We start from the raw sequence: 24,773 nt of genomic DNA, 5'->3' as shown, positions 1-24,773 counted from the left end.
TGGTCACCTCGCCCACCGGGCTGAAACCTGCCGCCCGGTTCTTCTCAAGGATGCCCGTGTTCCGCACGTCGGGTTCGACGATGACTCGGTGTCCGCCGCGCCCGCTATGGTCAGTCGGACGCAGGCAGAAGTCGATGACCTCGGCCATGATCCTATCCGTGAGCCCGCGCACCCGGTCGCCCTCGGGTGGGGCGACGAGCAGATGCATTCCGATGTCGTCGGGTCCTGTTGCCACGACGTCCTGTGGGATCAGGGTTGAGGGCAGATACGTTTCGACATAGAAGCAGTCGATGCCGTCGACCGAGCCCACCCAGCCGTTCTCGTCGGCGGAGTCGTGGATGCCGCCGAGATAGTCGCGGACTCCGGACTCGTCGAGTTAGGTCATCTGCCAGTAGTGGGCTCGAGGATGGGTCAGCCACGCGTGGATGTCAACAGTGTCGCGGGCCGGGTTCATGGCCCGGATGTCCACGGCACTCGCCGGGGTCAGGCTCCGGTTCGCGGCCTCAGCGGTCCACGTGTTCGAGGGTGCGTCGGTGATGAGTTCGGCGGTCATACGTGTGTCATCTCCTTGTCGTCTGCATCGGCGAATGCGAAGTGCGCCTCGCAGTCGTCATCGCTTGGTTCGGTGGTGTGACTCTCCAGTGTGAGGTCCGCTGCTGACTGGTCAGCCCGTTCATCGAATGCCCCGTCGTCGGGAACTCCGAAGGTCTGGAACGCGATGGTCTTCTCGATCGGGTACGGTACGCGCCCGGTCACATGTGAAAGCACGACCGATGCCCGCCAGGGCCCGAATCCAAGGTCGGGTGCGGTGACTCCGTGGGTGTGTTCTTCTCCGTTGAGGACGTGGATGGTGCCTGCGTCATTGACCGTGTAGTGGCGGCTGACGTCGAGGCGGTCCTTGGCATCCAGACGGACCTCCTCGCCCAGCGGGGTGAGGAAGTCCGGGACCTGGGAACGATACCCTGTGGCAGAGACGACCGATCCGCTGCGTCGGTCAAAGCATTTGTCCAGCGCGGTGTGGCGGAAGCGCAGACGATAGTCGCCGGTACCCCCGTCGGGCGTCGCGGAGATGAGCTCCGAATCGGCGAGCAGATTGGTGCGCAGCTTCCTGCCGCCTCGGCTGAGCCGGTAGAGGGTGTCGTGGATGTCGTCGACGAGGTCTGCGCTGATGCCCTTGTACAGGGTTCGCTGTTCACGGCCGAGCTGTTCACGCAGGTCATCGGGCAGGGCCCGGAAGTGATCCGTATACTCCGGGGACGTCATCTCCAAGGTCAGCTTCGTGTACTCCATCGGGAAGAAGCGCGGTGAGCGCGTCACCCAGTCGAGTCGGACGTCGCGGGCTTCAGCCTCATCAATGAGATCACGGTAGATCTCGGCTGCGGACTGCCCGCTGCCGACGATCGTGATCGATCCGCTCTCGAGCAGTTCGTCTCTGTGGTCGAGGTATTTCGAGGTGTGGATGACCGGGCCCGCAACGGAGGTGTCCTCCCCTACCTCCAGGTTCTGCACGGTCTCCAGGTTCTGCGCGGTCTCAAGGTTCTGCAGGGCTTCGGGCAGGACCGGTTCGGTACCCACACCCAGGACCAGGTGGCGCGCGCGGTCGGTTTCGGTCCTCAGCGTCTGCCCCGAACCATCGGCCACCTCGGCGGTCACGGTGTAGACGTCATCATTCCTGGTCACCGAGGCTACTGTGCGGTTCCAGCGCAGCGTGTCCAGCTGGGCGGCGACCCATCGGCAGTACTCATCGAATTCAGCGCGCAGGGGGTAGAAGGATTCGCGGATATAGAAGGGGTAGAGGCGGCCGCTGTCCTTGAGGAACTGCAGAAAGGAGAAGCGGGAGGTGGGGTCGGCCATGGTCACGAGGTCGGCGAGGAACGGAACTTGGACCGTCGCGCCTTCGATCATCATGCCCGGGTGCCAGCGGAATTCTTCGCGCTGGTCGACGAAGACAGCGTCGACGTCGGGCAGGGGGTCGGACAGGGCGGCCAGTCCCAGGCCGAAGGGTCCGATGCCGACGCCGACGATGTCGTGGATGTGTGTGTCAGCTGTGCTCATGCGTCGCCTCCTTCGAGGGTCGTGCTCTCCAGGTGCTGGCCGGCGAGGTTTCCGATGCCGGTGGCGCGGACGAGGTCGAGTACGGCGGTGATGTCTGCGACCGTGGCGTCGGGGCTGAGCAGGGAGAGTTTGAGCCAGGGTGTGCCCTCGGTGCGCAGTGGAATGTCGGGCAGTGGGGCTGCGTCGGTCGGTGGAGCTGCGGTTTCAGGGAGCAGTGAAGTCATAGCGGTATGGTTGCCTCCTTCTGTTCGCGGTCCGGTAAGGCCGGACTACATTAGGGAAACCTACCCTAAGTTAGGCAAGAAGCAAGGTCAGTGGTGCCACTGTTCTTAGACTGCACGAGCAACTTCACCGGAACCCCGGGGCGTCCTCGTCAACCCTCGCGCGGCCAAGCCCACAATTGACGACAGGCATAAACGGCTCGCAGATTCGCACGTGGCATTCGTCACAGCCAGGCGATTCGTCTGACATCCTGAGACAGAGAAAACGGCCGTAGTCCCTGCCCAGGAGGCAGGAGCTACGGCCGTTGGCAATCGTGAGACCGTGAGAGCACGCTCACGACGAACCGCTGGAGAACGATCCCTTGACGACCCCTATTTCACAACGTAGTTCGGGGCTTCGACGGTCATCTGAATGTCGTGCGGGTGGCTCTCCTTGAGGCCCGCAGTGGTCAGGCGAACGAACTTGCCCTTGGCCTTGAGGTCGTCGATGGTGCGGGCGCCGACGTAGAACATCGACTGGCGCAGACCACCGGTGAGCTGGTGTGCGACCTGCTTGAGTGGCCCCCGGTAGGCGACGCGGCCTTCGATGCCTTCCGGGATGAGGTCAGTGTCGGTGTCGATATCGTCCTGGAAGTAGCGGTCCTTCGAGTAGGACTTGCCCTGGCGTGGAGCCATGGCGCCCAGTGACCCCATGCCACGATAGGCCTTGTACTGCTTACCGTTGACGAAGATGAGCTCGCCGGGCGATTCGCTGCAGCCAGCCAACAGGGAGCCGAGCATCACGGTGTCCGCACCGGCAACCATGGCCTTGGCAATGTCGCCCGAATGCTGAAGTCCGCCATCGGCGATGACCGGCACACCGGCCGCACGGGCTGCCTGAGCGGCAAGGTAGATGGCGGTGACCTGCGGGACACCAACGCCTGCCACCACACGGGTGGTGCAGATCGAACCTGGCCCCACACCGACCTTGATAGCGTCGGCACCGGCGTCGATGAGTGCTTGTGCACCCTCCTTCGTGGCGACATTTCCGCCGATGATCTGGACGTTCGCGAATACCGGGTCAGCCTTGATCGCCCTGATCATGTCGGTCACGCCGCGAGCGTGTCCGTTGGCGGTGTCGACGACGAGGACGTCGACGCCCGCCTCGGCGAGGAGCTTCGCGCGCTCATAGGCATCACCGTGGAATCCCACGGCCGCACCCACACGCAGGCGCCCCTCGTCATCCTTCGTGGCCAGCGGGTATTCCTCGGTCTTGACGAAGTCCTTAACGGTGATGAGGCCCTTGATGACGTTGTTCTCATCGACCAAAGGCAGCTTTTCGACCTTGTGTTCGGCGAGCAGCTCGAAGGCTTCCTCCGGGGACACCCCGTCCGGGGCGGTGATCAGCGGCATCCGGGTCATGGTGTCGGCCACGGTGCGGGTCGGGAACTCACTGCGGGTGACGAAGCGCAGGTCACGGTTGGTCACGATGCCCAACAGCACGTTGTTCTCGTCAACGACGGGCAGGCCGGAGATCCGGTACTTTCCGCAGATCTCGTCGAGCTCCTCGAGGGTCTTCTCCGGGGTGATCGTCAGCGGGTCGTTGATCATTCCGGACTCGGAACGCTTGACATAGTCGACCTGGGCAGCCTGATCCTTCATCGACAGGTTGCGGTGGATGATGCCAAGACCGCCGATGCGGGCCATGGCGATGGCCATCCGCGACTCGGTCACGGTGTCCATGGCGGCCGAGACCAAGGGGATGTTGAGCTCGATCTCTTTGGTCAGACGAGTGGTGGTGGCGGCTTCTGAGGGGATGACATCGGTGTCACCGGGCAGGAGGAGGACATCGTCATACGTGAGCCCCGTCAGCGAGAACGGATCGTTTGCGGCCTGTGTTTCCTGCTCGGGAATCCCCATGGGTACAGCCTTTCGACGCGATGAGTACGGTGGGTCAATGCTATCGAAGACATACAACGCTTATCCAGCATTTCAAATACCGAGCACTGTGAGACTGCCGACATCAGCAGTCAGGAATGCTCGCCGAGGCGGTCGCGGCCTTCCAGCGAAGGTGTCATCGCCGTAGTCAGCGGCCTTCGCCGACCGAGCGCGCCAGGTCGAGTGTCGAGGCTTCCGAGTCATCGAGATGGATGCGCAGAAGGCCTTCGGCCCCGTGCCGGTCTCCCGAGCGCATCTTCTCGAGGATGTCGCGGTGCGGATTCGCCCAATGAGAGTGATAGTTGCCGGGCTCTTTCGAACGGGCGAATGTCGTTGAGAGGCGGGCCATGAGGTTGACGTAGAACTCGTCGAGCAGCGGCGAACCGAGCAGACCAACGATGGCCCGGTGGAAGGACGCGGAATGTTCCTGCGCATCGGTCCAGCTCTCATTGCTCGGCGCGGTCTCGGCGCGAACAACGGATGCTTCGACACGATCCATTGCCTCCTCGGAGGCATCCTGTGATTCCTGGACGGCGCGGATCTCGAAGACGCGTCGCGCTTGGTAGAGGTCCTTGAGCTCGTCGAGGTCGAAGGTGCGGACAAAGAAGCCGCGATTCGTCTCCTGGGTCAGCAGACCGGCGTGACGGAGCAGGCTCAGGGATTCACGTGCAGTGTTGCGCGAGACGTTGAATTCCTTCGCCAGCGCACCGTCCCGGACCGGGGAGCCGGCAGGGTATTCACCGGTCGTGATTCGGGACCGGACCAGGGCGACGATCGCCTCTGAGGTACATCCGGGTGCGTGTGGGCTCATATCACCAGGCTACCGTGTCCTCGCGAATCGTGGGCACTGTTGTCGTGCGGCCATGGCGCGTTTCTGATGCGCCGAGGGGCGCTGCCGCTCTAATACGTCTCCCCCAGGGACAGTGCCGACTCGAAGCGACGTTCGAGTCCCGTCAGCGGATCGTCGAAGCCGATCGATGCCGCCAGCAGCTGCAGCGGCGAGCTGAAGTCGTAGGGGTCCGGTGAGAGGTCGACGGGATAGACCGGATCGCCGAGGATCGGCACCCCCAGCGCGTTCATGTGCACCCGCAATTGGTGGGTCTTGCCGGTCATAGGTTCGAGTTCGTACTCTCCGACTGTTGGCACCGGTTCTCGCCCGTGGCCATCGGACTGTCTCGCCGAAGCCGGGGCGAGTTCGCGGAGGAGACGGATCCGGCTGATCGCATTCGGCTCCCCTGCGACTTCGAGAACCTGTCTGCCACCGCGCGGCTTGATCAGCCTCGACTGCCTGATGAGAGGCAGCTCTATGTCCGCAGACGCCAAGGGTGCCAGGGCCCGGTAGGTTTTGGCGACCTTGCGCTCCTGAAACAGCCGCTGGTACCGACCGCGAGTTTCGGGCCGCTTCGACAGGATCAGCAGTCCGGCGGTGATCCGATCGAGACGATGGATCGCGACGAGATCGGGCTGATCGAAGTCGATGCGTGCCCGAGTCACGACGCACTCACGCACGAAGCGGCCGTTGGGAGTACTGGCGAGGAAGTGCGGCTTGTCGACGATGAGCAGCTCATCGTCTTCGAACACGATGCCGATCTCGAAGGGAATTCGCGCCTCCGCCGGGACCGGACGGTGGAAGAAATAGAAGCCACCGGGAATGACAGAATCGTCCCATGCGACCGGGGTTCCCTCCACGTCTCGCATGTCACCGACGGTCAGGAGGCTGCGCAGCTCAGCCTCGGCGGCCGTGGGGAACTCTCCGCTCAGCCACCGTCCGATCGAATCGGGGACGGCCAGGTTGGCTTTGCGATGCGTCTCCTGCCCGCCCGGGGCACGCAGCGAACTCGCGGAGATTCCCTCGCGCGGAGGCAGCGGACTGCGTGGCATCAGTTCAGTCTAGCGGGTTCACAGCGGCCGGAGCCGGTTCAGTCTTCCCACTGGGTGCAGGTCATCGTTCCGTTGAGCACCGCGGAGCCCAACGCAGTCTCGTCGAAGGACACACCGTCGTCCGTGTAGCTGACACCCTTGGGCTGATTCGCCTTGAAGGGTTTCCCGTGCCCGGTCTTGACCATCGCGAAGTCCGATTTCTCGGCCTTGACCAGGGGCGGCTGGTTGTTCGTCTTGCCGATGATGTGGTGGATGTTTCCCGGCTCTCCAGAGCAGTACACGTCGGTCGGTGAGATCGTGGTCTTCTTCGAATCGACTGTGACCGTCAGCTTCTGTTTGCCCTCTGCGGTCGTGTCCGCCGCGTCCGTGCTCGCCGGAGCCTGACTGCCGCCGTCCTCCGGTGCGGAGGATTCGCCGGCAGCGTCGTCTGTCGGAGCCGAGGTCTGCGCTGCCGATTCCGAGGCTTCGGAGGTGTCAGACTGCGCCTCGTCGGTCGGGGAAGATCAGCCACCTAGGCAGAGAAGACCGATGATGGCAAGGGGTGAGATCAGTCTGGAGCGCATACAGCCATTATGGTGCGAAGGTTCCCTGCCCGAGGCAGAAAACTGCTTTGATCGGACGTGTCATTAGGCACATATATCAGAACGCAGCGCTGGGAAACTCAGGCTCGATCGACGAGGAAATCGATGTCGACGCCCTCGGGCAGCGCGCCGTATTCCCAGCCGCGGTCGGGACCCAGCCGTGCCTGCACAAAACTTGCGGCCACCTCCGCAGGGGCGGACTCCAATAGGATCGCCGCCTGCATGAGCAGCGCCATCCTCTCCACCAGTCCCCGCCCCTTGGCCGACAGACCGGCAAGTGCATCCGGTTCGCCGCCGGCCAGGTCTCTGGCCGCAGTCTGCAGCGACCCTGCCAGCGATTCGAAGGCAGCATCGAAGTCCGGGTGCCGGCCCAGCCCGGTCTCGAGGAAGCCGAGGAACGCCTTCGCCGTGGCAGGTTCACGCCCGAGGGCACGAAGCACGTCGAGGACGATGACGTTTCCCGACCCTTCCCAGACCGCCATGACAGGCTGTTCGCGGTACCGGCGAGCCAGTGGGAAGGCCTCCGTGTAACCGTTGCCGCCCAGGCATTCGAGCGCCTCGTAGGCATGTCCGGGTCCGCGCTTGCAGATCCAGTATTTGCCCACAGCCGTGGCCAGACGCCGAAAGTCCGCGGCATCGGCACCCTCGTCGTCATGAGCGGCAGCCAGATGCATAGCGGTGAAGGTCGCGGCCTCGGATTCGAGCTGCAGATCGGCGATGACCGCGCGCATGAGCGGCTGGTCGATGAGTGTGGACCCGAACGCCGCCCGGCCACGCGCATGCCACGCGGCTTCCGCCACCGACTGACGCATTCCTGCGGTGGACCCGAGGATGCAGTCGAGGCGGGTCTGCGACACCATCTCGATGATCGTCCGCACTCCCTTGCCCGGTCCTCCCAGCAGCCAGCCGACGGTCGAGTCGAATTCGACCTCGGACGAAGCGTTGGACTTGTTGCCAAGCTTGTCCTTAAGTCGCTGAATCCGCACACTGTTGAGTCGACCACCAGGCAGGATGCGTGGAACGACGAAACAGCTCACCCCCTCGTCGAGCTGTGCGAGAACGAGGAACGCATCAGACTGAGGTGCCGAACAGAACCACTTGTGACCGGTGATGAGGTAGTGGTCGCCGGACGGGATCGCGCGGGTGGTGTTCGCCCGCACGTCGGAGCCGCCCTGCTTCTCGGTCATCGCCATGCCGAAGGTGACAGCGGTCTTCTTCGCCGGGTCGATCCGGCGCGGATCGTAGTCGGTTGCGGTGGCTTTCGGGATCCAGAAACCGGCGAGCTTCACATCGGCACGCAGGGACGGCACGACGGCATGCGTCATCGACACCGGGCAGGCGTGGCCGGGTTCGATCTGGGAGAAGAGCATGAACCTGGCGGCGCGTTCCGGGTTCGCGCCCGGGCCCGGATTGGTCCAGGCATGTGAGTGGGCGCCGCTGCGCAGTGCTTCGCCGATGATCCGGTGGTAGGCGGGATGGAACTCGATCGAGTCGACTCGGTTGCCCCACTCGTCGTGAGTCGCAAGCTTCGGCCCGTGCTCATTGGCCAGACGGGCGTCGTTGATGAAGTCCGCACTGCCGACCAGGTCCCCGATTCGACTGAGCTCGGATCTCGACGCTTGGGGCGCGTACCTGTCCACGGCGTCGAGGAGTGCGGTGTTGAGGGTGAATTCGTTGATATCCCGCCGAGGCGGTGCCTGGTTGATCACCGTGTGCGTGGCGAATGGTGCCGGTTGAGTCGATGTTTCGGTGCTCATTGTTCTCCTCTTGCTGTGCGCGGTTCCCCTATTGCAGTACGCGCGAATGTGGACAGTGCGGCGGTGAGGGCTTCGACCTGCGGGGCACTCGGTCGCTCTCTGGCGGGATCGAGAACATCGACGAGATTCTCCACGATGGATCCGACCAGCGACCGTGCCACCACCTCGGCCGGGATGTCTACGGCATACCGCCCAGTGAGCCCCGCCGCGATCGCGGCGACGTATCCGCGCCGGAATGCTCGGCGTTCGATCTGCACGGTGTCCGGGACCTCTTCGAACAGGAGTGCATGGGCGAGAGTGCGCCCGGCGACGGCGCGTCGGATGAAGACATCCAGGAGTGCGTCCACGATCTCGATCGCGCTCGTCGACGACTCGATAGCCGTCGTCACGACGGCAAGCTCATGTCGTGAGGCATGAGCGAATACGGTCCCAAGCAGTTCGTCACGGTTGGAGTAGTAGGTGTAGATGAGCCCGGTGCTGCACTCGGCTTCGCGAGCGACAGCTGCAACGCTCGCCGAGGCGAATCCACCCCGGGCGATGACATGGCGGGTTGCCTCTTCGATCCGGGCGCGCCGGTGCTGCGCCTTGGCACGGGTCCTGGATGTTTCCCGGTAAGCCACGTCTGCTCTTTCCCAAAGAAGTGAATCATGGTTCAATTGTTATTGATTATGACATCCGTCACAAGGAGAAGCAATGAAGCTCGGCACTATGCTGGATTCGACTGTTCAACGCAATCCGGACAAGGAGGCCTTGGTCTACGGGGACGACCGATACTCCTACGCCGAGGTTCGGGACCGCGCACTCAGAGCTGCCAGTGTGCTGGCGCAGAATGGGATCGCATCCGGAGACGTCGTCGGAATCATGACGTTCAACGTCCCGGGGTTCGTCTTCGCCGCATTCGGCGCCTGGTATCTGGGAGCCACCGTCGTTCCTGTCAATCACAAGATGCAGGCGCCCGAGGTCCGGTACACGATCGAGCATTCCGGCGCGAAGCTGGGGATCGTCAGCTCCCAGCTGGCCGAGACTGCACGCAAGGGCGCTCCGGACATCACGTGGCTGGAGACCGAATCCGATGCACCGGGCAGCTTCGACACTCAGCTGGAAGAGGCGGAAGCGGACGACTTCAGCGAACCAGGCCACTTCACCGACGAACACGTCGCTCAGATCCTCTACACCTCGGGAACCACGAGCTCGCCCAAGGGGTGTGTGCACTCCCATCGCAATATCTCCCAGGTCGCGACCCTCATCAGCCTGAATATGGGATATGCCAGTGACGACCGCTATCTCATCTGCATGCCGATCTGGCATTCTGCACCACTCAACATCAGCCTCATGCCCACCGTGCTGACCGGCGGCACGATCGTCCTCCAACGCCAGTACCACCCCGTGGAGTCGATGACGATCATCGCCGAAGAGAAGATCACGACCTTCTTCGGTCCGACCGTCGCCTACGTCGCTCCGATCATGACCGCCAAGAAGCTCGGCACCGAATTCTCCGACTACGACTTCTCCACCATCAGGCGCTGGAACTACGGTGGGGCTCCGATCGACCGGTCGACCGCGGCCATGCTCATCGAAGCCTATGGGACGGACCAGTTCTTCAATCTGTTCGGAATGAGCGAAATGGGGCCCACCGGCTGCATGCTCAGGCCAGAGGATCAGCTGCGCAAGGCCGGATCCGTGGGCCGGACCGCGATGGTCGGCAATGCGATGCGCGTCGTCAAGGCCGACGGCACAGCTGCCGGTCCGGGAGAGACCGGAGAGATCTGGTTCTCCGGCGACACTCGCATGCGTGAATACCTCAACAACCCCGAGGCGACCAGGGCAGCCTTCGAGGGCGATTGGTACAAGAGCGGCGACATTGCCAGGCTCGACGAGGATGGGTACCTCTACATCGTCGACCGCACCAAGGACGTCATCATCGTCGGCGGTGAGAACGTCTATTCGCTTGAGGTGGAGGAGGCCATCATCGCTCATGAGAGGGTCGCCGATGTGGCGATCGTGGCCAGACCCGACACGGAATGGGGCGAGAAGGTCGTCGCCGTCATCACCACCGCGGACTCTCTGCCTTTCGACGTCGACGAGCTGCGAGACTACCTCTCCGACAAGCTCGCCAGGTACAAGCTGCCCCGCGAGGTCATCATCACGGAGGAGCTGCCCCGCAATCCGTCCGGAAAGCTGCTCAAACACAAGCTGCGCGGCGAGGTGGCTGCCGGATAGGGCCAGTCAGATCACAGTCACCAGCCGAGGACCTCACTGGGCGGTCGGGCTTGCCTCTGGCCCAATCGCGGCCCCTGTGGTGGACTTGGGCCATGAGCTTCGACGCACAGCACATTTCGCAGACGATCCGTTGTGACCCTTCCGATATCGCGGTCTTCGCAGGCAACCCGGCGAACCTGCCACAATGGGCGGTCGGCCTCAGCGCGGGCATCTGCAACGAGGCCGGTCGCTGGATCACCGACTCACCGCGGGGAGAGGTCGAGGTCAGTTTCCGGCCGGGCATCGAATTCGGGATCCTCGACCATGACGTGATCTTCCCCGACGGCACCACCGTGCACAATCCGCTGCGTGTGCTCCACAACGACGATGTCAGTGAGGTCGTCTTCACCGTCTACCGCCTCCCGCATGTCAGCGAGGAGGAATTCGCGCCCGACACCGAGGCTGTACGGATGGATCTGGAACGACTGCGCGATGTCCTCGAAGGTTGATCGACCAGGTGACGTCCGGGGAGCTGGTGGCTCTCTGGGGTGGGGACACCGGTTCGTCAACGCCGCCATGCGCACCCTGTACTTCGGCCGTATTCCCGTCCTCGATCTCGGTGAAGCAGGGCACGCACTGCGGGAGGGCTCTGCCAGCCGCGACAGATCTGCCCACCGTGTCCTCCGCCCTCGCCCGCGCCTCATCGTCTCCAGCCACCGCAACGGGGCGATCGACGGGCATCAGGTGCTCGCCGCATTTCCGCAGGCGCAGTTCCTCATCTCGATCCAGCTCGTGCGCAGCTGGTTCCTGCGCCTCTTCATCGCCGGCATCCCCGTCGTCCGCCCCAAGGACGTTGAGCGCTACAACCTTGATCCTGCTTCGGTGGCCAGCCCGGTCGAAGCCGGCTGTGCCCACCTGCGTCGAGGCGGTGACCTCGGGATCTTCCCTGAAGCCAGCAGCGAGTGGGGCCACCGGCCTCAGCCCTACAAACCTGGTGCAGCACGCATCGCCTGCACCCTGATCGACGAGGGCATCGACCTCGAGGTGATCCCGGTGGGCCTGTTCTATTCGACCCCGGACCGGTTCCGTTCCCGCGCCGAGGTGGTCTGCGGAACCGCTGTGACAATTCCGGCTCGCAATGGCAAGGATCGGTCTACGTGGGAGGCGGAGGTCGCCTCGGCGATAGGATCTGGTCTCGACGAGGTTTCGGTCAATTGTCCCGACGAGCAGTCCTTCGAACGGATCCAAGCCGAGGCACTCGAGGACGCTCGCTCCTCGGCTAGCGCACCGGCATCGTTCGCGAGCGCTTTCCTCCACCAGCAGAAGGTCGTGTGCCAAGGCGAGCGGCCGGGGCAGGTCGCCCAGGGACGGGATGCTCCGCCCACGCGGGTGGACTCCGCGGAGGTGGAGGTGCCTGCGCGCCGATTCCCGGTCCTGCGCGCAATCGGGTTCGCCCTCATGTGGCTCTTCGCCCCGGTCCTCGCGGCAGGTGCCTTTGCCGGATCACGCGCGGACGGTCGCAATACTGTCACATTCTTCCGACTCCTCGGCGGCTTCGCAGCGGTTATGGTCTGGGTACCGGTACTCGTCGTTGCAGCATTCTTCTGGCCTCTGGTCATCGGAATCGGCACCGTCAGCGCTGTCTGCGGCTGGCTGCTCCTCGGCCTGAACCGCTTCCGCCTGTGATCGCCCCACCTGAGACATCCCTAGGAGCATTCGTGACACTCACCCTCGGCTTCACCGATCCTCTCGCCATCGAACTGGCCACCAGCGGAGGCAAGAGCGCCAGCCTCGCGAAGTCAGCGCAGGACCTGCCCGTACCCGGCGGCTTCATCGTCACCGCCGACGCCTACACGCAGTTCGTCGACCCTCTGCAGGCTCAGATCACCGAGCTCATGAGCAGCGACAGACCCGCCGAGGCAATCGGCGACCTCATCCGCAGCGCTGCCATCCCCGGCACCTGGCTCGCCGAATTCGAGGCGGCGGCCAAGGCCGCTGGACTGAGCGACCAGGCGGTGGCGGTCCGCTCCTCCGGCACCATGGAGGATCTGCCCGGTGCGGCCTTCGCCGGGCAGCACGACACCTACCTGGGTGTTCGCGGAACCGAGGCAATCGCCGAGGCGGTGCGCGACTGCTATGCCTCCCTGTGGAATCCGCACGCTTTTCGGTACCGTCAGCAGCTCGGCGTCGACCAACTCGACGCGAAGATGGCCGTCGTCGTCCAGCTCATGGTCTCAGTCGGTGCTGAGGAAGCCGCCGGGGTCGCGTTCTCCGTCGACCCGGTGCGCGGCAACACGGACGAGGCCTCATCAACGCCGCGTTTGGCCTCGGGGAGACCGTCGTCGGCGGGGAGGAGCCAGTCGACGAATTCCGGATCGCCCGAGCCGACGGCACCCAGGTCGCGGCCGAGATCGCGGACAAGCCGAGGGCACTCATCATGCATGAGCCCTCCGGAGACGAAAATGTCGGCGGCGACGATCACGGCGATGCGCGGACGAGGGAGGTCCACCTCGGCGAGGATCAGCGCACGCGTCCCGCACTGAACGCCGAGCAGGCCCGAGCGGTTGCCGAACTCGCAGTACGGGCAGAGGACCATTTCGGTTTCCCCCAGGACATCGAGTGGGCCTTTTGCGGTGATGACCTCTTCCTCCTGCAGTCCAGGCCCATCACTCGGGTCGCACCACGGTGGACCCGGGACGAATCCGCCGAGCGGTTCCCCACACCGGTGACACCTCTGACCTGGGATCTCGTCGAAGCAGGCTTCCATACCTCGCTCAACCACAGCTTCGATCTCATGGGCCTGCCGCCGTTTGGCGACAAGTGGTTCGCCATGCGCGACTTCTATATCTACGGCAATCAGACGGCTGTCGATCTCTACGCCGGCAGGCTGCCGACGAATATGCTCTCCAGCGTCGAGACCATCACCGAATCGTTGCCGGAGATCGCTTCTCAGTTCGGCTGGGTGCAGGAGCTGCCGGTGCAGTGGATGCGCGATCTCGACACGTATCTCATCGGGATCGGCAAACTCTCGCATGAGCCGCTCCAGGACAAGACCCTGGCCGAGGTGTGGGAACACGTGATCGCCATCAGCGACCTGGGTACGGAGTACTTCCGCCCCAACATCGCGATCTCCCTGACTCAGCGCACGCTCTACGGGGCGCTGTCGCACATGCTCGAAATGGCGCTGGACAAGGAGGCGGCACAGCTCGTGTTCGAACGGCTGCTGGCGTCCACGGAGACGAAGACCTCCCAGGTCAACGCCGAACTCTGGGAACTCTCACGCAGTGTGCGCAAGCATCCTGAGCTGCTGTCCGCGCTGCGGGCCCGCACAGGTCACGACGGAGTGGAGGTGCTTAGCGGTTTTCCCGATTTCGCTCGGGACTTCGAGTCGTTCCTGGCCAAGCACGGTCACCGCGAACTCGACTTCGACGCCTACCACCCGACGTGGGTCGAAGCACCGCACATCGTCCTCGATCAGATCCGGCTGTTGGCGGACCGGGCCGAGAACGCCTCGGTCGATTCCGACCTAGAGCGCAAGGTCGTGCAGGCCGAGACCGAGCTGGCCGTGGTCAACGCGGCTCCCGAGAAGCTGCGCTATCTGGTCCAAGAGGTCATCCGCCTGGCCCGGGCGTACACGGCGCTGGATGATCTGGAGCACTATCAGACCACACGACTGACGCTGCCGATGCGCCGTGCTCTGCGGGAGCTGGGCCAGCGACTCGTCGACCAGGGCGTTCCTACGGACCCGATGGATGTCTACTTCATCAACTATGAGCCCCTCGACGAAGCGATCCGCGCTGCCAACGGGCAGCACTCCCCCGCCGAGGCGCTGTCAGTCCTGACTGCGATCGCTGAGCAGAACAAGGCCGGGTACCAGGCGGCTGTCGTGCGCACGCCCGAGTGGGAGCACGGCCGCACTCCTGACGCCGGCGAGGAAGCCGATGGTGACTTCATCAAGGGAACCGCCGGAAGCCCCGGCGAGGTCGAGGGCGAGGTCTTCGTCGTCCACAGCCCCGAGGACTTCTCGTCCTTCCCCGACGGAGCCATCCTCGTCGCCCGGACCACGAATCCTGCCTGGACGGCCCTGTTCTACCAGGCCAGCGGCGTCATCACGGAAAGCGGCGGCGCACTCTCCCACGGCGCGGTCACGGCCCGTGAGCTCGGCCTGCCGGCGGTCATGGCCGTCCGCGACGCCACCAGTCGATTCACCTCGGGACAGAGGGTGACGGTCAATGGCAGCAACGGAACGGTGGCGCCGGTCTGAGAACCGCCTCGGCGAGGGATGACCACCTCTCCCGGCGCAGCTCGGCACCACACTGCGTGAACACTTCACTCTGATGAGGCGAGAGACACGTGTGGCCCGGAACGTGATGTTCCGGGCCACACGAGTATCAGATCAGCGCAGTCACAGCGCGCCGATGCGAATCAGATGAGGAATCAGTCCTCTTCTTCTTCCTTCTTCTCCACGACCAGTGTCTCAGTGGTGAGAACCAGTGCGGCGATCGAAGCGGCGTTGCGCAGTGCCGAGCGGGTGACCTTGACCGGGTCGATGATTCCGGCGGCGATGAGGTCGCCGTAGGAATTGGTGGCTGCGTTGTATCCCTGGCCGGACTCGAGGTCCTCAACCTTGGACACGACGACGTAGCCGTCCTGGCCCGCGTTTTCGGCGATCCAGCGCAATGGCTGGACGACGCCGCGCTTGACGATGTCGGCACCTGTGGCCGCATCGCCGGTCAGGCTCAGGTCGTTTCCGGCCAGAACCTTGGCTGCGTGGATCAGTGCTGATCCACCGCCTGCCACGACGCCCTCTTCGATGGCTGCACGGGTAGCCGACACTGCGTCTTCGACGCGGTGCTTGCGTTCCTTGAGCTCCACCTCGGTGGCGGCGCCGACCTTGATGACTGCGACACCACCGGAGAGCTTAGCCAAGCGCTCCTGCAGCTTCTCGCGGTCCCAATCGGAGTCGGTGTTCTCGACTTCGCTGCGGATCTGGGCGACACGACCGTTGACGTCCTCGTCGGAGCCAGCACCATCAATGATGGTGGTGTTGTCCTTCGTGACGGTGATGGTGCGGGCGTTGCCGAGCTCTTCCAGAGTGACCTGGTCGAGCTTCATGCCCATATCGGGGGTTACGACCTGGCCGCCGGTGAGGACGGCGAGGTCCTCGAGGATCGCCTTGCGGCGGTCTCCGAATCCGGGTGCCTTGACGGCGGCAACGTTGACGATGCCGCGCAGCTTGTTGACGACCAGCGTCGACAGAGCTTCGCCTTCGATGTCCTCGGCCACAATGAACAGTGGCTTTCCGGCCTGCTGCACCTTCTCCAGCACAGGGAGGAGCTCCTGGATGTTGGAGATCTTGCCCTGGTTGATGAGGATGAGCGCGTCGGAGAGCACAGCTTCCTGGCGGTCAGCATCGGTGACGAAGTGCGGCGAGAGGTATCCCTTGTCGAACTGCATTCCCTCGGTGATTTCGAGTTCCACAGAAGCGGCCTGGGATTCGTCGATCGTGATGACGCCGTCCTTGCCCACCTTGTCGAAGGCATCGGCAATGAGCTTGCCGATCTCTTCTGACTGAGCGGACAGACCGGCGACGTGTGCGATCTCCGAGGAGTCGGCGACATCGCGAGCGATGGTTCCGAGTTCGGTGGAGACAGTCTCGACAGCAGCTTCGATTCCGCGCTTGAGGGCACCTGGTGCGGCGCCGGCGGCAACGTTGCGCAGACCTTCGTTGACGAAGGCCTGGGCCAGGACCGTCGCGGTGGTGGTTCCGTCACCGGCGATGTCGTTGGTCTTGGTGGCAACTTCCTTGGCGAGCTGAGCGCCAAGGTTTTCGTATGGGTCGTCGACCTCGACCTCACGAGCGATGGTCACACCATCGTTGGTGATCGTGGGTGCGCCCCACTTCTTGTCGAGAACAACGTTGCGACCCTTGGGTCCCAGCGTCACCTTGACGGTGTCCGCGAGGATGTTCACACCCTTTTCGAGTGCACGACGGGCCTCGTCGCTGAATTCCAGATTCTTAGGCATTCGTCCTCCTGTCTGTGAAGTAGTTGGTCAGGGGATTCAGCCGATGACGGCGAGCACGTCACGAGCCGAGAGCACGAGGAACTCTTCTCCTGCGTACTTGACTTCGGTGCCGCCGAACTTGGAGTAGATGACCTTGTCGCCGATGGCCACGTCGACTGGGACGCGGTTTCCGTTGTCAGCAACGCGGCCTGGGCCCACTGCGACAACTTCGCCTTCCTGAGGCTTCTCCTTGGCGGTTTCGGGGATGACCAGACCACTGGCGGTAGTCTGCTCTGCTTCGACCTGACGGATGACAATCCGATCTTCGAGTGGCTTGATGGATACCGACATATCGGGCCCTCTCCCTTCGCTGGGTTCAATTCTTCTTTGAGTCAGACGGCGGCGTATGCCATGATCCCCTCGTCGTCGCGGGTGCCGAGCGGATCGACCGTCTCATAAAACTGGCACTCAATGAGTGCTAGTGCTAATTCGACTTTAGAACGCTCTTAGCACTCGGTCAACTCGAGTGCCAAGGATTGTCCACGCTCTGGGCGAAACCCCAGGAAGATCGACTCCGGCATGGCTGCAGAGGGGTCCGCGAGCGGTCACGCCGGGGACTGCACTCCGCGCCCACACAGCCTGCAAACCGTTGGGACCTGCCCCTCGCCCGAGTGAATACAAGTGCGGACCTGGGGTGCTCCCCGGGTCCGCACGTTCAGCTGATCAGGTCAGCTCATATGTCTGTTTCTATCAGGCACAGGCCCACTGTCCCCAGCCGGCGGCAGCCTTCAGCTTCTTGGCACGGTCAAACTGCTCCTGCGGGCTGGCATCTATCGGATTGCCGCTGCCACCCATGGACTGCCACGTGGCGATCTTGAACTGGAAGAGACCGAAGTGAGCGCGGTTCGACTGGTTCACTGCGCGCGGGTTGAAGTTCGACTCGCACTTAGCGACCTGGTACCACTTGGATCCCGGTCCACCGAGCATGTTCTTGATTTCCTGGGTGCTCATGTCGCCACCGCTGGAGCCGGAGCCGCCGCCGGTGGACTTATCATCAGAGCCGGAGCCGCCCGAACCCTTGTCAGAGCCGCCGCCTGTGGACTTGTCACCTTTGTCGGAGCCGCCGGTGCTCTTGCCATCAGAGCCGCCGGTTCCGTTGTCAGAGCCGCCTGGGTCCTTCGCGGGAGCTTCCTTAGTCTTGGTGCCCTCGATGATGACCTTGGCCTTGGGCTCGGAGAGGACCTTCTCGTCCTTCTTCTCCTTCTTCACCTGTTCGCCGTTGACGGTCTTAACCTTGTACGAGATCTCTTTCTGACCGTCCTTGCCCTCAGCTTCGACCTTGGTCTCACCCTGGTACAGGGAGTCAGACTTCTTCTTCTCGACCTTGGCCTTGATGGCCTCCTTCTCCGTGACCATGTCGTTCTTCACACGGTTCACGGTGAGGACCTGGCCATCAGAGACCTTCGAGCTGAGGGGGACGGAGAGGAAGTCGTCCTTATCGAGTTTCAGCTTGGTCTCGCCGAGGGCTTCCTTAGCGGTGCCCGCTGCGGCCGAGACCTTGTGATCCTTGCCATCGGCAACGATGGTGAGATCCTTGGCGGTCGTCACATCGATGTCGTTGCCTTCTTCTTTGAGCTTCTGATTCGGCTCAGTGCTGAGGTCGGCGCCCTTCGCGTCCACACCGAGGTCGGCCAGTGCCTGACCGACGGTGTTCGCGTTGGTCCACTCATCGCTCTTCTTGCCATCAACGGACAGTGAAAGCTCCTTCGCGGTATTGACGGTGATCGTCATATCCCGCGAGATCTTCTTGTCTACGCCTGGCTTGATCTGGTCGCGCTTCTCGATGTCGAGGTCGCGGCTGTCGAGGACATCCCCCACGGTACCGCCGAAGGTCCGAACTTCTTCGGACTGTCCGTTGACATCAAGGGTCACGGGCTTGTTCATGGTAACCACGGCACCCGTGCCACCCACGAGTCCGGTAATCACAACCGCCTGTGCAGCAATTTGCACTTTGCGGTTCTTGAGAAAATCAATCACAAAAATATCCCTGGGGCAGAGGTCATCAACTCGTCTACTGTAACCGATTCGTTACACGGTTCGCAAAATATCACGAACATGTAACAGCTAGGCTGCCAGAGTTGGCGCTCTGACCAGGACTTCCCTATGTTTCCGGGCTTCGTCACAGTCGTGACATTTGCCCGCCGAGGCCGCTGATCGTGCGTCATCCGCACCCTCGCGAAGGCGGTCGTTCAGGCCCAGCTTCGGCGGTCTTTCAGTCCCAGCTTCCGAGCGCGGTCTCCGCGTTCTTCCACACAGCGGCGCAGAGGTCCTCTTCGTTCATCCCACGCACTTCGGCGAGCATGCGTGCCGTGATCGCGGTCAGATAGGGACCGCCCGGCTTGCCGCGGTGCGGGTGCGGAGTGAGGAACGGAGCGTCGGTCTCGGTCAGCAGCCGATCCAGTGGAGCCGCTGCCGCCGCACGTCGGAGTTCATCCGCGTTCTTGAACGTGAGGTTGCCGGCGAAGGACATGTAGTACCCGTGATCTGCGCACTCGCGGGCCATCGCCTCGTCCCCGGAATAGCAGTGGAAGATCGTGACCTCGGGGGCGCCCTCCTCCCGGAGGATGCGCAGCACGTCCGCGTGAGCTTCACGGTCGTGGATCTGCAGGGCCTTGCCGGTGCGTTTGGCGATCTCGATATGAGCCCGGAAGGACCGCTGCTGTTCGGCGACGCCCTCTTCACCTGTGCGGAAGTAGTCGAGTCCGGTCTCCCCCACCACGCGCATGCGGTCATTGGAAGCCACGAGCGACTCGATCTCCGTGAGCGCATCGTCGAGCATGCCGCGTTGGGCCAACCTCGGTGCTTCGTTCGGATGCAGTGCCGCACCGCCGAGCATCCAGGAGCGGCCCTGTTCTGACTGTTGTCTGACCAGCTGGGTCGTCCACCGTGCTGCCGGCAGGTCGCAGCCGATCTGCACGATGCGCTGCACCCCGGCCGACTGGGCGGTGTCGAGGAAGTAGTCGAGGCTCGGGAACTCCTCATCCGCGTCAGGTCTCACCTCAGGCTCGGGCTCGCCGGCACCCAACGGCAGTCGCACACCCGTGCAGATATCGAGATGCGTGTGGGTGTCGACAACCGGATGGGCAAGCGGCTCAGGCACCGGAGGATAGGTTCCGGCGGCGCGAGAAGCCATTATTCGGTCTCCTCCACGAACTTGGGGAACACCGGGACCGGCTTCGGCAGCGGGATGCCTGGCTCCAACGGAAAATCGATCGCGGCGAATGAACGAGGATCCACCTCGGCGGCATTGACACCGCTTTCGGCCGATTCCGCTGCCATCGGTGAGATTCCCGCAGCGGCGGAAGCCGCACCTGCGGCGACGCCGACTCCGGCGCTCACGGTCACGGGAGCCATCGCCTCGGCGCCGGCGCCACTGTCAGTCGCCGTCGGCAGCACCTTCGCACCGGCTTCACCGACGCCCTCGGGCACGCCGAGAGAGTCGAGGATCTTGCCCGCGGATTCGGGCATGACGGGCTGGATGAGGATCGAGATGATGCGCACGACCTCGATCGTGACCCACAGTACGGTGGCCATGCGGTCGGTATCGGTCTTCTTCAGCTTCCAGGGTTCCTGGGCGGAGAAGTAGCGGTTGGCCTCGGTCAGAACCTTCCAGCAGGCCTCGACGTAGAGGTGGAGGGCCTGGGTGTCGACGTGGCGACGAGCGGTGTCGGGGACCGCGCGGGCCAGGGCCAGGAGGGCTTCGTCGTCCTCGGTGAGTTCACCGGGACGGGGAACCTGTGCCTCGCAGTTCTTCGCGATCATCGACAGCGAGCGCTGGGCGAGGTTGCCGTACTCGTTGGCGAGGTCGGAGTTCTTGCGGGTGATGATCGAGTCCTTCGTGTAGGACCCGTCATTGCCATAGGAGAACTCGCGGAAGAGGAAGAAACGCAGAGTATCGAGGCCGAATGCCTCGACGAGGTCGATGGGATCGACGACGTTGCCGACGGACTTCGACATCTTCTCACCGGCGTTGAAGAGGAAGCCATGGGCGTGGACGCGCCCCGGCAGCTCGATGCCGGCGCTCATCAGGAACGCGGGCCAGTAGACGCTGTGGAAGCGGATGATGTCCTTGCCGATGATGTGGACGTCGGCGGGCCACCACTTGTTGAGGCGCTCCTGATCATCGGGGTATCCGGCTGCGGTGAGGTAGTTCGTCAGAGCGTCGATCCACACATACATGACGTGTTTCTCATTGCCGGGCACCGGCACACCCCAGTCGAAGGTGGTGCGCGAAACCGAGAGGTCCTTCAGACCCGAGGCGACGAAGGAGGCGACCTCGTTGCGACGCGAATCGGGGCCGAGGAATTCAGGGTGAGTCTTATACAGTTCGAGCAGCTTGTCCTGGTACTTCGAGAGACGGAAGAAGTAGGACTCCTCCTCCGTCCAGGTCACCTCGGTGCGAGTCTCCGCCGACAGGCGAACACCGTCGACGACTTCGGTCTCGTCCTGCATGTAGAAGGCCTCATCACGGACCGAGTACCAGCCGGCGTAGGTGTCGAGGTAGATGTCGCCAGCCTCTTCGAGCTTGCGCCAGATCGCCTTCGACGCCTCGTAGTGGTCTTCGTCGGTGGTGCGGATGAAGCGGTCGAACGTCGAGCCGAGCGCCAGCTGGGTGTCGCGGAAGTTCTTCGCGTTGTCGTCGGCAAGCTGCTTGGGCGTGATGCCCAGCTTGTTCGCCGCCTGCAGCATCTTGAGACCATGCTCGTCGGTGCCGGTTGCAAAGAACACCTCATGATTGTCGAGGCGCTTGAACCGCGCGATCGTATCGGCGGCAATGTACTCATATGCGTGCCCGATGTGGATGGCCCCATTGGGGTAAGCGATAGCTGTCGTCAAGTAGTAACCCATAGGTTCCACAGTCTAAGGGACGCCGCGCCGCCGACGTGCAAAGCCCCGTGCGGCGGAGTGTGGGTGTGGGCGCAGGTGCGGGTGCGGAAATAGCCTCGTGTGGAAGTAGCCCTGTCTACGTTCTATAGCCCAACTTTGAATGTGGGCCCTGAAACTTCGATCGGTCCCCAACGCATCGTGACGCATCATGCAGCGCGTGCTGTCCCCTCCACGCTGGCCCCTCCGCGCCGGCCCGGTGCGGCTGCTGATTTCTGCCCACCGCGGGCTGGGCATGCTTCACAGCACCAGCTTCTTCCGGCACCGCGCCTTGAGTTCAGGCGCCTGGTCGAACAGCTTCCGGGAGAACGTCGCCACATTCATGACTTCCTTGAACTTGAACCGGATCACCTTGTATCCCATCGACAGCAGCCGATTGTGCTGCCAGCTCTCCTTGTTCATGACGTTGAATCCTCCATCCACATACTTCTGAGTTCCGTCGACGTACAGGGCAACACCACCGTCTTCGAAAAGAAGATCCAGCCGCGTCAAGGTCCGATGGCCCTCTTTGACGTCGACCTGCTGAACGAAATCGTGCAGACCCAGCAGGTGCAGATTGAAGGACGCTCGGCTCTCGGCATAGCTTTCCGAGAGCGGAGTGATCAGTGCAGCAAGCGTCCGCGCGCTCTTCTTTCCCCGGGACATTCGGGCTATCGGCGGGCCGAAGAGCCCGTCGACCGCACCGTGTACCAGCGACATGACCTGGGGCGGATAGCCGGTCTTGAAGATTGCCTCTTCATCCGTGCCGAGCAACGACCAGCGCAGCACTTGCTCCATCGCGGCGAAGGCGGCTGCCGGCCCCAGCGCTGTCTTCAGTGCCAGCGCGGTCTTCGCGGGCGTAGTGACCCTGATTCCGGCGACTTCGCTGACATCCTCGGTGCGCACCGATATGCGCCGTCTGATCAGCGAACCGGTGCGGCAGCTGGACACAGGATGGGCGACGTTGACCGGCTGAGTCGGCACGTCGAAGGTCCCCAATTTGTGAAGCCTCGCCGCCGATACTCCCCACACCACGTCATCAGGCCGATAGTGGGGATAGTGGAGAATCCGAAGCCGATCGAGATGTTCCCGGTACTTCCTCTGTTGGGAACGCTCTCTGTGACGTCCGGCCTCGTGATAATCCATCCACGCCTCGTCGAGCGCGAATCTGGTGAATCGCCGGTGCGATGAGACCTGGCACCTGCGTATGACCGAATAGACACCGCGATCAAGCTTCAACAGGCAGCAGCCCAATGCGCTTCTGATTTCCGGGGTGGCCGCACCGGCTGCCCTGAGGTCCTGGAAGTAGACGATGTTGTACATGCCCACACGGTGAAGGGCCAAGAGCACTGACTGCCAGCGAGCAAGAGGCACTTGTGGATCACGCAGGTCTGTCCCCAAGCGCATTACGCGTGAGTCTGCGCAGAACCCACAGCCAACCGTGACCAAGTGGGCCTCAGCTTCAGACAAGTGAACCAAGCTCACTGCGTGCAGCGCCGGTGCTCCTCTGTGCAGATCTCGCGCGGCCCCAGTAAGCAGCGTCTAGCGGACTGCGCCGAAACACAGAGGGACACAAGGAGAAGGGGACCGATCGAAGTTTCAGAGCCCCGCTTCAAAGGGGAGCCCTGAGACTTCGATCGGTCCCCAAACTGTCCACACCCTCATACGCTCAACTCGGCGGCGCGCTCTGCCCTCACACCCGGTGCAACCAGGCCTCGTAGACCTCACGTTTGGACAGCCCGAACTGCTTCGCGATCTGGCCGGCAGCGTCTTTGGCACGCACTCCAGACTCCACGAGTTCACCGACGGCGTCGAGGTGATCCTCCGGGGCAGTCTCGACCGCGGTTCCTCCGGCGAGCACGAGGGTCAACTCCCCTCGCAGACCGTCAGCAGCACGGTCGCGCAACGAGGACACAGTCCCTCGCAGCGTCTCCTCATATGTCTTTGTGAGTTCGCGGCTGATGGCCATGGGCCGGTCGGGTCCGATCACGGCGAGGAAGTCGTCCATGGTGGCCGCGATGCGGTGGGGACTTTCGAAGAACACCATGGTCCGCTTCTCGGCTCGCAACTCTTCCAGGAGGGTCTTGCGTGCCCCGGACTTTCGCGGCAGGAAACCTTCGAAGCTGAATCTGTCGCTGGGCAGCCCGGAGACCGCTAGTGCCATGAGCACGGCTGACGGTCCGGGTGTGGAGGTGATCGGTAGGCCTGCCTCAGCGCAAGCCTTGACAACCCGATAACCGGGGTCCGAAACCGCCGGCATTCCCGCATCGCTGAGGAGGACAACCGTCTGACCGGAGCGGATGAGTTCGACGAGCTCGGGCGCCCGAGACTGTTCGTTGTGGTCGAAGACGCTGATGACCCGTTTGGTGTGTGTCAGTTCCAGGCGCTGCGTCAACGACAGGAAGCGGCGAGTGTCCTCAGCGGCGATGACATCGGCCGCGGCGATGGCATGCTGCATGCGCTCACTCGCATCGCCGAGGTTGCCGATCGGAGTCCCTACCAGGATGAGCTTGCCGCCGGCTGGGGTCGACGCAGGGTCGGAAGCTGCCGAATCGATGTCACCCTCCGCAGCGCCAGGGTTGTCCTGCACAACGTCGAAATCGTCCTCCGCAACCGGGAATGAGGCCGCGTCTTCGACCACGTGGTCATAGTTGCCGTCGGCATCCGGGCTTCCGGACATCAACCGGCCGACCCCGCACCGACCATGGCGACTCCGAATATGAGAACCATGACGCCGACATAGCCGACCCAGAACAGAACCCACAGCGCGGTGCCGATGTAGCCGACCCACAGTGCGGCGACGGCCATTCCGTCTCCGCGCTCTCCCGACTGCCGAATCCGGTTGCGGGCCATATGGCCCATCACGATGCCAGCGATGCCAGCAAGGAAGAAGGAACTGATCACCCCGAAGATCGAAGCAACGAGAGCGATAATCGCCAAGGTGTTCGTGGGTGGCAGCGGCTGGTAGCCGTACCCCGGTCCCCCACCAGCGTATTGAGCGTTGGCGCCATATGCGGCGTTGGAGTTATAGCTCGCGGCGCCGTAGCTGGCATTCGCAGTATTGTAGCCACTGCCAGTCGCGGGGCCCGACTGCGGCTGCTGGTAATACATGTCTGGATTGTTCCAGTTGTTCTGACTGCTCATGGTGAGATCTCCTTGCGTATGCCTACAACGGTACCGAGTCGTTCATCGTGATAAAAGGCTGGGTTGTTGCAGCTCAGTCTCAGTTGCGC

21 protein-coding genes and 2 pseudogenes are annotated in these 24,773 nt (G+C 63.2%); 5 read left to right on the top strand and 18 right to left on the bottom strand.

What is annotated here, in order from left to right:
* Positions 1-13: 13 nt before the first annotated feature.
* The 10 genes and pseudogenes from BANT918_RS18155 to BANT918_RS14300 form a co-directional block, all read right to left on the bottom strand.
* Positions 14-349 (bottom strand): annotated as a pseudogene (locus BANT918_RS18155) (GNAT family N-acetyltransferase); the annotation flags it as partial.
* A gap of 27 nt (positions 350-376) precedes the next feature.
* Positions 377-553, bottom strand: coding sequence for a hypothetical protein (locus tag BANT918_RS17810; protein ID WP_233429417.1), 177 nt, complete (start codon positions 551-553; stop codon positions 377-379).
* A complete protein-coding gene (locus tag BANT918_RS14335) occupies positions 550-2,055 on the bottom strand; it encodes a lysine N(6)-hydroxylase/L-ornithine N(5)-oxygenase family protein (protein ID WP_101620895.1) in 1,506 nt (501 codons plus the stop codon). The genes BANT918_RS17810 and BANT918_RS14335 overlap by 4 nt, the downstream gene beginning before the upstream one ends.
* Entirely contained in the window at positions 2,052-2,279 is a 228-nt protein-coding gene (locus BANT918_RS14330) for a hypothetical protein (RefSeq protein ID WP_101620894.1), read from the bottom strand. The genes BANT918_RS14335 and BANT918_RS14330 overlap by 4 nt, the downstream gene beginning before the upstream one ends.
* A 369-nt stretch (positions 2,280-2,648) precedes the next feature.
* Entirely contained in the window at positions 2,649-4,175 is a 1,527-nt protein-coding gene (guaB, locus tag BANT918_RS14325; protein ID WP_101620893.1) for an IMP dehydrogenase, read from the bottom strand.
* A gap of 166 nt (positions 4,176-4,341) precedes the next feature.
* On the bottom strand, positions 4,342-5,004 hold the full coding sequence (locus BANT918_RS14320; protein ID WP_101620892.1) for a GntR family transcriptional regulator: 663 nt from the start codon (positions 5,002-5,004) through the stop codon (positions 4,342-4,344).
* Between the two features lie 89 nt (positions 5,005-5,093).
* Positions 5,094-6,074, bottom strand: a complete 981-nt coding sequence (locus tag BANT918_RS14315; RefSeq protein ID WP_101620891.1) for a pseudouridine synthase — start codon at positions 6,072-6,074, stop codon at positions 5,094-5,096.
* A gap of 38 nt (positions 6,075-6,112) precedes the next feature.
* On the bottom strand, positions 6,113-6,355 hold the full coding sequence (locus tag BANT918_RS14310) for a hypothetical protein (RefSeq protein WP_101620890.1): 243 nt from the start codon (positions 6,353-6,355) through the stop codon (positions 6,113-6,115).
* A gap of 380 nt (positions 6,356-6,735) precedes the next feature.
* Positions 6,736-8,412 carry an acyl-CoA dehydrogenase family protein gene (locus BANT918_RS14305; RefSeq protein WP_101620889.1) on the bottom strand — a complete coding sequence of 559 codons (1,677 nt, stop codon included), beginning with the start codon at positions 8,410-8,412 and terminating at the stop codon, positions 6,736-6,738.
* Positions 8,409-9,032: a TetR family transcriptional regulator gene (locus tag BANT918_RS14300; protein WP_167389484.1), complete on the bottom strand. Its 624-nt coding sequence runs from the start codon at positions 9,030-9,032 to the stop codon at positions 8,409-8,411. The genes BANT918_RS14305 and BANT918_RS14300 overlap by 4 nt, the downstream gene beginning before the upstream one ends.
* Positions 9,033-9,105: 73 nt before the next feature.
* Between BANT918_RS14300 and BANT918_RS14295 the strand changes: the two genes are divergently transcribed.
* The 5 genes and pseudogenes from BANT918_RS14295 (at position 9,106) to BANT918_RS14280 (ending at position 14,875) form a co-directional block, all read left to right on the top strand.
* A complete protein-coding gene (locus BANT918_RS14295) occupies positions 9,106-10,632 on the top strand; it encodes a class I adenylate-forming enzyme family protein (RefSeq protein ID WP_101620887.1) in 1,527 nt (508 codons plus the stop codon).
* Between the two features lie 92 nt (positions 10,633-10,724).
* Positions 10,725-11,120: a polyketide cyclase gene (locus BANT918_RS14290; protein ID WP_101620886.1), complete on the top strand. Its 396-nt coding sequence runs from the start codon at positions 10,725-10,727 to the stop codon at positions 11,118-11,120.
* Positions 11,104-12,297: a hypothetical protein gene (locus tag BANT918_RS14285; protein ID WP_101620885.1), complete on the top strand. Its 1,194-nt coding sequence runs from the start codon at positions 11,104-11,106 to the stop codon at positions 12,295-12,297. Before BANT918_RS14290 ends, BANT918_RS14285 begins: the two co-directional genes overlap by 17 nt.
* Positions 12,294-13,231: pseudogene (locus tag BANT918_RS18150) on the top strand (PEP/pyruvate-binding domain-containing protein); the annotation flags it as partial. The gene BANT918_RS14285 and the pseudogene BANT918_RS18150, both read left to right, overlap by 4 nt.
* A 174-nt stretch (positions 13,232-13,405) precedes the next feature.
* Complete coding sequence (locus tag BANT918_RS14280) at positions 13,406-14,875, top strand: PEP-utilizing enzyme (protein ID WP_418904421.1); 1,470 nt, start codon at positions 13,406-13,408, stop codon at positions 14,873-14,875.
* Positions 14,876-15,048: 173 nt separating this feature from the next.
* Here the strand turns inward: BANT918_RS14280 and groL are convergent, their stop codons facing one another.
* The 8 genes from groL to BANT918_RS14240 all read right to left on the bottom strand — a co-directional run bounded on the left by groL (position 15,049) and on the right by BANT918_RS14240 (position 24,684).
* Entirely contained in the window at positions 15,049-16,638 is a 1,590-nt protein-coding gene (gene groL, locus BANT918_RS14275) for a chaperonin GroEL (RefSeq protein WP_101620884.1), read from the bottom strand.
* A gap of 36 nt (positions 16,639-16,674) precedes the next feature.
* Positions 16,675-16,968, bottom strand: a complete 294-nt coding sequence (gene groES, locus BANT918_RS14270) for a co-chaperone GroES (RefSeq protein WP_009883265.1) — start codon at positions 16,966-16,968, stop codon at positions 16,675-16,677.
* Between the two features lie 399 nt (positions 16,969-17,367).
* A complete protein-coding gene (locus BANT918_RS14265; RefSeq protein ID WP_233430516.1) occupies positions 17,368-18,561 on the bottom strand; it encodes a resuscitation-promoting factor in 1,194 nt (397 codons plus the stop codon).
* 328 nt (positions 18,562-18,889) lie between these two features.
* On the bottom strand, positions 18,890-19,810 hold the full coding sequence (locus BANT918_RS14260; RefSeq protein ID WP_101620882.1) for a TatD family hydrolase: 921 nt from the start codon (positions 19,808-19,810) through the stop codon (positions 18,890-18,892).
* Positions 19,810-21,525, bottom strand: coding sequence for a methionine--tRNA ligase (metG, locus tag BANT918_RS14255; RefSeq protein ID WP_101620881.1), 1,716 nt, complete (start codon positions 21,523-21,525; stop codon positions 19,810-19,812). The genes BANT918_RS14260 and metG overlap by 1 nt, the downstream gene beginning before the upstream one ends.
* A 276-nt stretch (positions 21,526-21,801) precedes the next feature.
* A complete protein-coding gene (locus tag BANT918_RS14250; RefSeq protein ID WP_101620880.1) occupies positions 21,802-22,863 on the bottom strand; it encodes a hypothetical protein in 1,062 nt (353 codons plus the stop codon).
* 370 nt (positions 22,864-23,233) lie between these two features.
* Positions 23,234-24,220, bottom strand: coding sequence for a 16S rRNA (cytidine(1402)-2'-O)-methyltransferase (gene rsmI, locus BANT918_RS14245; RefSeq protein WP_101620879.1), 987 nt, complete (start codon positions 24,218-24,220; stop codon positions 23,234-23,236).
* Positions 24,220-24,684, bottom strand: coding sequence for a DUF4190 domain-containing protein (locus BANT918_RS14240; RefSeq protein ID WP_101620878.1), 465 nt, complete (start codon positions 24,682-24,684; stop codon positions 24,220-24,222). The genes rsmI and BANT918_RS14240 overlap by 1 nt, the downstream gene beginning before the upstream one ends.
* Positions 24,685-24,773: the final 89 nt, after the last annotated feature.

The organism is Brevibacterium antiquum CNRZ 918 (genome assembly GCF_900169145.1).
GTDB lineage: Bacteria > Actinomycetota > Actinomycetes > Actinomycetales > Brevibacteriaceae > Brevibacterium > Brevibacterium koreense.
Note: the sequence above shows the minus strand (reverse complement) of the source record. Positions and strands in the feature narration are given on the sequence as shown.